This window comes from Streptomyces sp. NPDC107517 (assembly GCF_055582645.1).
Window position 1 is genome coordinate 270720 of record NZ_JBVJPM010000008.1, and the last position, 11513, is coordinate 282232.

Below are 11513 nucleotides of genomic sequence, written 5' to 3' on the forward strand. Positions count from 1 at the left end.
GCGTACGGCAGCGCGAATTTTCACCCTTCGTGATCAGCCCGTCGCTGCGAACAGCCTCAGTCGGTGAGCCAGAGCGGCTGCCTCGCCGCGGCCGGCGACGCCGAGCTTGGCGAGGATGTTGGAGACATGGACGCTCGCCGTCTTCGGGGAGATGAAGAGCTCCTCGGCGATCTGGCGGTTGCTGCGTCCGGCGGCGACGAGGCGCAGGACATCACGTTCGCGGCTGGTCAGGCCGAGTTCCTCGGCGGGGTCGGCAGGGGTCTCGGGGCGTGGTGCGGCGGGGTTCAGGGTGAGGCGGGCACGCTGCGCGAGCAGGGCGACCGATTCGGTGAGCGGGCGCGCTCCGAGGTGGTCGGCGACGGCTGCGGCGAGCCGCAGCAGTTCCGTGGCCCGTTCCCGCTCGTCGTCGAACGTGGCGGCGGCCGCGAGGAGGGATTCCGCGGCGCGGAAGCGGACGCGGGCGAGGTCGTAGGGGCGGTCGAGCGACTCGAAGGTGGTGAGGGGATGGGACCAGTCGTCAGGGGTGTCGCGGCCTTCGGCGCGCAGGAGTTCGGCACGGAGCCACTGTTCGTGGGCGAGCCACACGGGCATGGGGGTGGCCACGCGCTTGGCGGCCGTGCGGATGCGGTCGACGGCTGCGGCGCGGCCGGGCTCCGCGGCCGGCAGGCCCCGCGCGTCGGCCTCGGCGACGGCGGCCGAGACGAGGAGGGGCCAGGCGTAGCGCTGGTGGCTCGGCGGGATGCCCTCGGCGACGACGCGGGCGAGTTCGGCCCGGGCGTCGAGAAGGCCCTGGGTGCCGCCGGCCGCCGCCGCGATGCCCACGGCGAGGGCGGACAGGGGCAGGGCGTACTGGGGCATCGTGTCGTGGCTGCCGTAGTGGCCACGGGCTGCGGCGAGCTGGGCGGCCGCCTCGGCGTGGTCGCCACGGCCGAGAGCGACGGTCGCGAGACGGGTGGCCGCCGTGCCGCGCGGCTTGGCGCTCAGGGCGGAGGACCGCAGTGCCGTGTCGACGGCGGCGTCGGCCTCGGTCCAGCGGCCCAGGGAGGTGAGGGACTCGGCCATGTTGGTCAGGACCCAGCCCTCCGTGTCGAGGAGGCCGTACCGGCGGCACAGGTCCATGCCCGACTCGGCAACGGCCACGGACTCGAGGGAGCGGCCCGCGCCCTCCAGGACGGAGGCGAGATTGATGTGGACGCGGCCGACCTGCGGGACGAGGCCGATCTCGACGACCCGGTCGCGGACGGCGTACATCTCGGCGAAGCCGCGGTCGATCTCGCCCGCGTCGACGAGGAGGCCGCCGAGAGTGAGTCTGGCGTTCAGCTCGATGTCCTCGGCCTTGACCATGCGGGCGTATTCGACGGCCCGTTCGGCGGCGGCCAGGGTCTCCTCGCCGGGGTTGTGGAGCATGCCCCAGGAGGCGACGTTGGTGAGGACCTCGGCGTGCACCTCGGACGGCGGCAGTCCGCGGACGAGTTCCTGGGCGGTGGCGATCTCGGCCCAGCCGTCGCCGCGGGCGAGGGACGGGACGAGACGGGAGCGCTGGATCCAGAACCAGGCGGCGCGCAGGGGGTCCTGCTCGGCGTCGGAGTCGTCGATGAGGCGCAGGGCGCGCTTGATGATTTTCAGGGCGCGTTCACGTTCGCCGCACAGGCGGCCCGCGACGGCTGCCTCGGCCATCAGGTCGAGATAGCGCAGGGGCGTCGTGGCGGGGTCGCAGCCGCAGGGCGGATAGACCTCGGTGTAGTCGACGGGGCGCAGTGCGGCGCGGATGTCCTCGGGGGCCTCGTCCCAGAGGTTCATCGCCCGCTCCAGGAGCCGCAGTTGCTCGGAGTAGGCGTGCCGACGGCGGGCCTCGACCGACGCGTCGAGGACGGCGGGCAGTGCCTTGGCCGGGTCGTGGGCGTGGTACCAGTAGCTCGCGAGGCGCGTGACGCGTTCGTCGGCGCGGACGAGCGAGGGGTCGGCCTCGAGCGCCTCGGCGTAGCGGCGGCTGAGGCGGGAGCGTTCGCCGGGCAGCAGGTCGTCGCCGACGGCCTCGCGGACCAGGGAGTGGCGGAAGCGGTAGCCGTCCCCGTCAGGGGTGGCGAGCAGGATGTTGGCGCCGACGGCGGCGCGCAGGGCCTCGATCAGTTCGTCCTCGCCGAGCCGGGCGACGGCGGCGAGCAGCGCGTACTCGACGGTGGAGCCGCCCTCGGCGACGATCCTGGCCACGCGCTGAGCGTCGTCGGGAAGGCTCTCGACGCGGACGAGGAGCACGTCGCGCAGCGTCTCGGACAGGCCGGTGCAGCTGCCGTCGCTGGTGGCGACGGCCAGTTCCTCGACGAAGAACGCGTTGCCGTCGGAGCGCTCGAAGATGTCGTCGACCTGGGCCTGTTCGGGCTCGGCCGCGAAGATCCCGGCGATCTGGCGGAACACCTCGTCGCGGCTGAAGCGGTCGAGTTCGAGGCGGGTGACGGTGCGCAGGCGGTCGAGTTCGGCGAGGAGCGGGCGCAGCGGGTGGCGGCGGTGGACGTCGTCGGCGCGGTAGGTGGCCACGATGACGAGGTGGCCGCTGCGCAGCGTACGGAAGAGATAGGACAGGAGGTGGCGGGTGGAGGCGTCGGCCCAGTGGAGGTCCTCCAGGATGACGAGGACGGTGCGGTCAGCGGCGACCCGCTCCAGGAGACGGGCCGTCAGCTCGAAGAGCCGGGCCATGCTCTCCTCGTCGTGGCGTCCGTCGCGTCCGGTCGGCGCCGGGGAGAGTTCGGGCAGGAGCCGCGCGAGTTCGGTCTCCTGTCCGGAGGCCGCCGCGGCGAACTCCTCGGGCAGCAGTCGGCGCAGGGCCCGCAGAGCGGTCGAGAAGGGGGCGAACGGAAGCCCGTCCGCACCGATCTCGACGCAGCCGCCGAGCGCGACGACGGCGCCCTCGCGGCGTGCGGCGAGCGCGAACTCCTCGACGAGACGGGTCTTGCCGACCCCCGCCTCCCCGCCGAGCAGCATGGCCTGCGGCTCCCCCGTGGTGGCACGGGCGAGCGCCTTGTTGAGTACGCCCAGTTCGCCGGCGCGACCGACGAACACCGGGCTGACGCACCTGGTCTCCACAGGGGGGAGCATCGCACAGGGGTCCGACACCGCGGCACCCGTTATCTCCGCGGGCGGAGTCGGGCGCGGGGCAGTTGCGTCGATATGCCTGTCGGCCGCGTTGAAGTCGGTATGCCTGTCGGCCGCGTTGAAGTCGGTATGCCTGTCGGCCGCGTTGAAGTGGAAAGGGAGGACCACACCCGTGTGGCCCTCCCCCGGCTCCGCCTTCATCGTCAGGCCGCGCGTGCGAAACGGGAGCGGCCTGAGCGCGGACTGTTCACCCGCCCCTCCGTGTCCTGGCCGGCAGAGGCGGCGCGGCGCTCCGCGCGCCGGTTGCGCCGGGCTTCGCGGGCCTCGCGGACCAGGCGGTTGTGCTCGGCCTGGCGGACCAGTTCGGCGGCGCGGATCTGGTGGATCTCGTACTCGTACATCTGGTGCTCCCCGGTGGCGAGTGGGTTTCGGCTTCGCTTTCTGCGATGCCTCAACACTCGTCTCCCAGGGGGGTCCGCCACATCGGGAGAGTGCCGCATGTTCCGGGTGCGGGGTGCCTTAGACGTGACTCTGAGGTCCTCAGAGGTCCTCAGGGGTCCTCGGACCGGCCTGAGGCGGCTCTGAGGTACCCCCGAGGAACGGGTCAGGAAGAGGCCGAAGGGAGCGCCATCAGGATGTCGGTGTACTTCGCCACGGCGAGAAGGAGACCGAGGATGCCGAGGGAGACGCCCGCCCAGGCGACCGACTTGATCCACACGGCCTGCGGCTTGCCCGGGGCGCCGAACGCGGGCCTGGCCAGGACGACCGCGCCGACGATCAGCGCGAGGAGCGCGAAGATTCCGCCGACCAGGGCGGTGGCGTGCCACGCGTCGCCGTAGACCTCGGAGACCTGCTTGGCGACGCTCGCGCTCTGCGAGGTCTGGAGCTGGCCGATCAGGGACTCGCGGGCCGAGGCGACGGTCGCGACCCAGCTGCCGCTGAGCGCGACGACGCCGAGTGCGGCGGAGACGACGGCGCCGGCGCCCTGCCCCGCACCGGAGGAGTCCTCCACGGGCGCGGCGGTCGCGAACAGCTCGTCGTCGAGATCAGCGTCTGTGTCCCCGTCAGTGCCCTCGGCCGCCTCTACGGCAGCGGTGGCTTCAGCCTCCTTGGTGACCTCAATGTCCTCAGGGGTCTCGGAAGCAGCCTCAGCGGCCTCGGCGGTGGTGGCCTCAGCGGTCTCGGCCGTCTCGTCATCAGTCTTCGTAACCATGCTCCGCACCGTACGGACGGAGTCTGAGAGCTCTCTTAACGAGCTGAGTCCGGGCTGAGACCGGGCTGTGCCGGGCCTGTGTGCGGCGGGGGCACTCGCCCGATCAGGCGCACAGCAGTGCACATCGATAGAATTCGGACATGGCAGAGCGGCCAGTCTCGCCGACCGCTCCCGAGCTTGTGCTCGAAACCGAATCCGGACCCACGGTGATGAGCCCGAGCCGGGACTACCACGTCGGCCGCGACCCCCTGAGCGACATCGTCCTCGACGACGTCCGCGTCTCGTGGCACCACGCGGTCCTCCGGCCCGTCGGCGGCCACTGGTCCGTGGAGGACAAGGACAGTACGAACGGGACGTACACCGACGGCAGGCGCGTCCACGAGTCGGGGGTGGGGCCCGGCACGGTCATCCGGTTCGGTCACCCCGCGGACGGACCGCGGGTCGTGCTGGTCGGCCACGAACCACCGCCGCCGGCCAAGCCCGTGACGGAACACCTGGCGGATCACGTACCGGACCGTATCCCGGACCACGTACTGGATTCGGTGGCAGCGGCGCCCCGCGCCGCCGAACGGCCCTCGTCCGTCTCCATGCCGGGCGCGACCGGCACGTTCCGGCAGCCGACGACGGTGCGGCCGCTGCCCGCCCGCACCGTGCGCATCGGCCGCAACGCCGACAACGACCTCGTCGTGGACGACCTGATCGTCTCCCGGCGCCACGCGGAGCTGCGGGCCCAGCCCGACGGCACGTACGAGATCGTGGACCTCGGCTCGCACAACGGCACCTACCTCAACGGCGCGCCGGTCTCCCGCGCCCGGGTCTCGCCCGGGGACATCGTGGGCATCGGCCACTCCGCGTTCTGCCTGGTCGGCGACACGCTGCAGGAGTTCGTCGACACCGGCGAGGTCTCGCTCGACGTCCAGGGCCTTGCGGTCACCGTGGACCGGGGCCGCAAGACCCTGCTGGATCACGTCTCGTTCCCGGTCGGCGAGAAGTGTCTGCTCGGCGTCGTGGGCCCGAGCGGCGCGGGCAAGTCCACACTGCTCAACGCGCTGACCGGGCTGCGCCCCGCCGACGAGGGCACGGTCCTCTACGACGGCCGCGACCTGTACCGCGACTACGCCGAGCTGCGCCAGCGCATCGGGCTCGTGCCGCAGGACGACATCCTGCACTCCCAGCTGACCGTGCGCCGGGCCCTCGGTTACGCGGCCGAACTCCGCTTCCCGCAGGACACCGCACGGTCCGAGCGGCGCGACCGCGTCGACGAGGTCGTCCGCGAGCTGGGCCTCGCACAGCGGGCAGCCCAGCCCATCCACAGCCTCTCCGGCGGTCAGCGCAAGCGCGTGAGCGTAGCCCTCGAACTGCTCACGAAGCCGTCACTGCTCTTCCTCGACGAGCCGACGTCCGGGCTGGACCCGGGCATGGACCGCTCGGTGATGAACATGCTGCGCGGCCTCGCCGACGACGGGCGGACCGTCATCGTCGTCACCCACAGCGTCCTCAGTCTGGAGGTGTGCGACCGGCTGCTGGTCCTCGCACCCGGAGGGAAGATCGCGTTCTACGGGCCGCCGGGGGACGCGCTCGGGTTCTTCGGTTTCGAGGAGTGGCCGGAGGCGTTCGAGGCCTTCGAGAACGACCGGGACCGCAGCTGGGCGGAGGACTACAACGCGTCCCTGTTCCACCGTCAGTACATCGTGAACTCGACGGCGCAGCCCCGGCTGCCGAACGCTCCGTCGGCGGAGGTGGCCCCGCCGCCGAGGACGCGGAGCTGGGGCGCGCAGCTGCGGACGCTCGTACGCCGGTACGCGGCCGCGCTCAGCGCCGACCGGACGTTCCTCGCCATCATGATCGCGCTGCCGTTCGTGATGGGTGCGATGGTGCGTGCGCTGGCCGGCAGCCGCCTCACCCAGGAGTCCGCGATGAACGCGCTGCTCCTCCTGTGTGTGGGCGGTGTACTCACGGGCGCCGCCAACGCCGTGCGCGAGCTGGTGAAGGAGCGGGTGATCTACCAGCGGGAACGTGCCGTCGGGCTCTCCAGATCCGCGTATCTGATGTCCAAGGTCGTCGTCCTCGGCACCATCACGGTGCTCCAGGCCGTCGTCCTGACGCTGGTCGGGCTCGTCGGTGTCGATCTCAACGCGCCGGGCGGCATGGGGGTGCTGATGCCTCCGCTGGTGGAGATCACGCTGACCGTGGCCCTCCTGTCGTTCACGGCGATGATGCTCGGACTGCTCGTGTCCGCCCTGGTGCGCAAGGAGGAGGTCACCATGCCGCTCCTGGTGCTCATCGCGATCATCCAGGTCGTGTTCTGCGGTGCGCTGCTCAAGCTGCACGGGGTGCCCGGAATCGAGCAGTTGTCGTGGCTGGTCCCCTCGCGCTGGGCGCTGGGAGCGATGGCGGGCACGGTCGGCCTGTCCCGGATCGTGCGGGGCGAGCTGACCAGCGACCCCCTGTTCGAACACTCCACCGGGGTGTGGCTGCTCAACATGGGGATGCTGGTCGTGCTCTCGGTCGTCTTCGGAATCGCCGTCGCGCGGCTGCTGCGCCGGCACGAGCCCGCGATCATGCGGAAGTAGCGGAAAGACAGCGGAGAGGCGCCCATGGCGACACCGGAGTTCCGCCCCACCCATGTCGTGCCCCCGGACGGGATGCCCGCCTGGGAGGAGCCGGACGTCTCCCGGCCCACGCAGCCGCTCGACCCGCTGCTCCCGGTCGAACTGGTCGACCGGCGCGCGGACTGGGGCCGGATCGTGTGCGCCAACGGCTGGTCGGCGTGGGTCGACGGGCGCCTGCTCGTCGCTGTGCCGCGCGACCCGCCGGAGGCCGGAAAACCCATGGCCCGCACGGCGGATCCGCAGCCGCTGATGGTGCGCGTCGCGGAGGCGGCGAGCCAGTACCGGCGCGCCGCGCAGGAACTGGCCGAGGGGCGCATCGACGGGGAGACGTTCCGGCACCGCACGCAGGGACTGCGGGTCGGGATGGTCGTCGACGGCGAGGCGGTGTGGCTGTACGACGCCGAGCACGAGCGTTGGGCGTACTGCGACGGCACGCAGCTGAGTACGTACGCGGCGGGGGCGGGACCGGGGCGGCCGAGCGGGGCGACGTCGGCGCCGGCGCGGGCCGCGGATCCGGAACCCACGCGCGTCGTGGACCCGGCGGAGGCCGCCGGCTCGGGGCCGGCCGGGAACGTCGCCAGCACCGGCCCGGACGGCGGCACGACCGACTCCGGCCCGCGCGAGAACGCCACCGAAGCACCCCCGGCCCCCAACCCGACCCCCACCCCCGCCCGCGCCCCGGCCCCGCACCCACACGCCGCCGAGCCGACCCGGATCGTGGACCCGAAAGAGATCGAGGACCCGAAAGAGATGAACCGCCACGACCCCGCCGAACGCGAGCGCAGTGCCCGCACGCCGGGTGAGCCGTGATGGCGGACGATCCGCAGCTGCCCGTCGGCCGGCCCTCCGATCTGCTCGGGCGGCAGATCGCCGGATACCGCGTGGAGAGCGAGATCGGCCGGGGCGGCATGGCGGTCGTCTACCGGGCCTTGGATCTACGCCTCGACCGCACGGTCGCGCTCAAGCTGCTCGCCCCCGAACTCGCCCGTAACGACACCTTCCGCCGACGGTTCACGCACGAGTCGCGCGTCGCCGCCGCGATCGACCATCCCCACATCGTGCCGGTCTTCGAGGCCGGCGAGACCGAGGGCATCCTCTACATCGCCATGCGCTTCGTGGCGGGCCAGGACCTGCGCGCGCTCATCGACCGCGAGGGGCCGCTGCCCGTGGGGACGGCCGTACGGATCGCCTCGCAGGTCGCGTCCGCGCTCGACGCCGCCCATGACCACGACCTGGTGCACCGGGACGTGAAGCCCGGCAACATCCTCGTCGCGGCGGGAACGGACAGCGACCACCCCGAGCACGTCTACCTCACTGACTTCGGCCTGACGAAGAAGTCGCTTTCGCTGACCGGATTCACGTCCGTGGGCCAGTTCGTCGGCACGCTCGACTATGTGGCGCCCGAGCAGATCTCCGGCCGCCCGGTCGACGGCAGGTGCGACGTCTACAGCCTCGCCTGCGTCGTCCAGGAGACCCTGACCGGTCTGCCGCCGTTCCAGCGCGACGATGACATGGCGCTGCTGTGGGCCCACCAGTTCGACGCGCCCCCGCCGCCGACCGGGCTGCGCCCCGAACTCCCGGCGGCGATGAACGACGTACTGGCCAAGGCGCTGGCCAAGAGCCCGGACGACCGCTACGACTCGTGCCTCCAGTTCGTGGCGGCCCTGCGCGCGGCGGCGCGCCGCGGCGTCCGGGACAGCCACCCTCCGACCCAGGTGGACGGCCGCGTCAGCACGTGGTCCCCGACGGCCGAACCCCCGCCCGCCCCGCCGCGATGGGCGCTGCCGGTCTTCACGGGCCTCGCGCACTAGCCGCACGGCTCAACTCCGGTCCGGCTTCGGCGTCTCCACCTCCCCGCGCCGGTGGAGCCGGGACGCGAGGAGGCCGCCGAGGAACCCGGTGACCAGACCCCACAGGACCGCGAGGCCGAGCGCCGTCCACAGTTCCGGGCGCAGCGTCACCTCGCCGGCGAGCGCGCCGCCGATGTCGCCGATGCCGAGGAGCGACAGGCCGTAGTGCGCGGAGATACGGGCGAGAAGGCAGATGACGAGCACGGTCAGGACAAGGGCCACCGCCATGTGGAGGGCGTGCTGGCAGGCCCGCATCCGGGCGGGTGACCGCAGCGCCATGCAGAACGCGGCCGCCAGCGTCAGAATCGCGGCCACCACGACCGACCACCAGATCCGGCCGTCCTGTTCGGCGAGCGTGCAGACGTTGACCGTGGAGATGTCGGGCGTACGGAGCACGACGTCGAGGATGTGCGGCACGGGTAGGCCGAACGGGCCGTCGACCTTGCCGTCCCAGGACGCGCCGAGGCCGATGGTGTAGGCGAACCAGACGAGGTTGGGCAGACCGAGGAGGAGCACGGCGAATGTCTCGGCCGCGTGGCCACGGGTCGCGGCGACCACCAGCCCGATGACGACGCCCAGGGCCACGTACACGAGCAGCAGCGCGACCATCGCGTAGGCGGCAGGGCGCACCGACTCCTGGAAGCGGACGAGGCGGGCGGGGAGCGGGGCGCCGCGCGACACGAGGACGGCGAGGATCATGACGCCCGCGAGCCACAGCAGGCCGAAGAGCAGGGTGAGCGCCATGTCCGTCCGGAATCCGACCTCGGGTGCGCCGTCCAGGACGCCCTCGATGATGCCGCCGGTCGGGTCGGTGACGGGGATGGCGAAGTCCTTCCTGGCCAGGAGCGAGAGGACGATGAGCGCCACCACCCACGGCACGGCCACCCGCCCGGCCCAGCCGAGGAGTTCGCCGCTGCTCGCGATGGCCCGGTGGCGCAGGGGCCGCAGGAAGCCCGCGGCGATCACCAGTGCTCCGGCGAGGGTCACGGAGAGGGGCAGGACCGAGATGTCGGCGTGCGTCTGGGCGAGTTCTCCGGCGTTTCCGGCCAGGTCGACGGAGCCGCCGGCCGCCATCACCACTACGGCGGCGACCACTCGGGGGAAGGCGCTGCCGGGAAGGTCGGTCGCGCCCGCCGCCCACAGACCGAGGGCGGCCGTGACCACCATGGCCACGAGCCCGGCGAGCACGGCCACGAGGGCCGCGGCCCAGCCGTGTTTCGCGCTGCGCCTGGTGCCGGACCGCCTGTCTGATGCCTGTTCACTCACGGGGCCACGCTAGGCAGGCGCCCGGCGGTCCGCCCCTCGGGAGGGCCGACCGCGTCGCCTCGCGGACCGTACGGGTTCGGCTTGCGAGCCGTGCAAGTACGGAGCACACAATGTGGAGGTGACAGGACAAAGGGGACTGGACCGCCGGATCGAGAGGCAGGCCCTCCCCCGGCCCGCCCCATGCCTCCTACGGTGAGAAGAAGCGCCCGTGAGTGACCGACCGACGGAGCCCGGCCGCCCTACCGGCCCCCCATCCGGCCCACTCTCGGGCCCGACCCAGCCTGCGGCGCCCGTACCCCCGCCGCCGCCCGAGCACCCCTCGGAACCGCCGTCCGGCGAAGGCACGGGCTCCGGCCTCGGTTCCGGCTCTGGTTCCGGCTCCGGTTCTGGCTCCGGCGGCACGGGCGGCGGCCCCGGCGGCCCACCGCCCCCGGGCGACACCCCACCCCCGCACCGCCCGCACCCCGACCGTCCCTGGTGGCGGTTCACACCCAAGAAGCTCGCCGGGATCGGCGCTTTGATCGTCGCCGCTGTCGCCCTCGCCATCGTCCTCAGCAGCTCCGGCGGCGACGGTGGCGGCGGCGGAACCGCGGCCGGTGACGAACTCTTCCTCCAGAGCGCCGACTCGTCCGGCCCCGATCCGTTCACCGAGTCGAGCACCCGCAAGGGCGCCACCGCGACGACGCCCACCGCGCTGCCGAGCGCGTCCGGGGAGACCTCTTCACAGAACGCGAACGTGGTCCGGGGCGTCGAGGGTTCCGCCCCCGGTCTGTACGGCGGCACCCGCAACGTCTCCAGCTGCGACGTGGAGAAGCAGGTCCGCGCGCTGGGTGCGGAGCCGGACAAGAACAAGGCGTTCGCCTCGGTACTCGGCATCGATCCGTCGGGTGTCCCCGCCTATCTGCGCTCGCTGACGCCGGTTCAGCTCCGCCTCGACACCCGGGTCACGAATCACGGCTTCCGCGGCGGCGCCCCGACGAAGTTCCAGTCCGTGCTCCAGTCGGGCACGGCCGTGCTCGTGAACGACCGCGGCGAGCCCCGCGTGCGGTGCTCGTGCGGGAATCCGCTGCTCGCGCCGGTGCCTCTGCAGGGCTCGGTGAAGCGTCAGGGCACGGCCTGGTCCGGGTACAAGTCGTCGGACGTGGTGGTCGTTTCGCCGGCGCCGCAGCCGGTGAGCCGTTTCGTGATGTACGACCCGCAGACCAAGGGCTGGTTCACCCGAACCGCGGGCAGCACGGGCGGCAGCGACCAGAAGACGACGGCGCGCACCCCACCCGGGGTCTCCTCCCCGGAAGCCTCGGCCTCCTCGACAACCCCGTCGTCCGAGACCTCTCGGTCCACCGAGCCGTCCCCGTCGTCCGCGTCTTCACAGCCACCGTCGTCCAAGGCCCCCGAAAAGCCGTCGGCCCCGCCGTCGAGCGCGGAGTCCGCCGCCCCCGAGTCACCCGCCTCACAACCGGCGGGCTGAGGCCCTCGGTTCGG

8 protein-coding genes are annotated in these 11513 nt (G+C 72.5%); 4 read left to right on the top strand and 4 right to left on the bottom strand.

All coding sequences use genetic code 11. The annotated features are described in order from the left end of the window. Positions 1–33 precede the first annotated feature (33 nt). The 3 genes from ACZ67T_RS20850 to ACZ67T_RS20860 form a co-directional block, all read right to left on the bottom strand. The gene (locus ACZ67T_RS20850; protein ID WP_469985826.1) at positions 34–3093 is read right to left on the bottom strand and encodes a helix-turn-helix transcriptional regulator; all 3060 of its coding nucleotides are present in this window, start codon (positions 3091–3093) and stop codon (positions 34–36) included. 200 nt (positions 3094–3293) lie between these two features. Beyond that, the gene (locus ACZ67T_RS20855; RefSeq protein ID WP_469985828.1) at positions 3294–3491 is read right to left on the bottom strand and encodes a hypothetical protein; all 198 of its coding nucleotides are present in this window, start codon (positions 3489–3491) and stop codon (positions 3294–3296) included. Between the two features lie 203 nt (positions 3492–3694). Beyond that, positions 3695–4303 (bottom strand): hypothetical protein, encoded by a 609-nt coding sequence (locus ACZ67T_RS20860; RefSeq protein ID WP_469985830.1) that lies wholly within the window; start codon positions 4301–4303, stop codon positions 3695–3697. A gap of 140 nt (positions 4304–4443) precedes the next feature. Here ACZ67T_RS20860 and ACZ67T_RS20865 point away from each other — a divergent pair, with 140 nt between their 5' ends. Genes ACZ67T_RS20865 through ACZ67T_RS20875 form a run of 3 tightly spaced genes read left to right on the top strand, consistent with a single transcriptional unit; the run spans position 4444 to position 8726 of the window. Next, positions 4444–6876: an FHA domain-containing protein gene (locus ACZ67T_RS20865; protein ID WP_469985831.1), complete on the top strand. Its 2433-nt coding sequence runs from the start codon at positions 4444–4446 to the stop codon at positions 6874–6876. Between the two features lie 24 nt (positions 6877–6900). Then, positions 6901–7725 carry a hypothetical protein gene (locus tag ACZ67T_RS20870; RefSeq protein ID WP_469985833.1) on the top strand — a complete coding sequence of 275 codons (825 nt, stop codon included), beginning with the start codon at positions 6901–6903 and terminating at the stop codon, positions 7723–7725. Continuing rightward, the gene (locus ACZ67T_RS20875; RefSeq protein ID WP_469985835.1) at positions 7725–8726 is read left to right on the top strand and encodes a serine/threonine-protein kinase; all 1002 of its coding nucleotides are present in this window, start codon (positions 7725–7727) and stop codon (positions 8724–8726) included. Before ACZ67T_RS20870 ends, ACZ67T_RS20875 begins: the two co-directional genes overlap by 1 nt. A gap of 9 nt (positions 8727–8735) precedes the next feature. Here ACZ67T_RS20875 and ACZ67T_RS20880 read toward each other — a convergent pair whose 3' ends face one another. After that, positions 8736–10031: a streptophobe family protein gene (locus ACZ67T_RS20880; protein WP_469985837.1), complete on the bottom strand. Its 1296-nt coding sequence runs from the start codon at positions 10029–10031 to the stop codon at positions 8736–8738. Between the two features lie 208 nt (positions 10032–10239). Here ACZ67T_RS20880 and ACZ67T_RS20885 point away from each other — a divergent pair, with 208 nt between their 5' ends. Next, positions 10240–11499, top strand: coding sequence for a DUF6777 domain-containing protein (locus ACZ67T_RS20885; RefSeq protein ID WP_469985839.1), 1260 nt, complete (start codon positions 10240–10242; stop codon positions 11497–11499). Positions 11500–11513 lie beyond the last annotated feature (14 nt).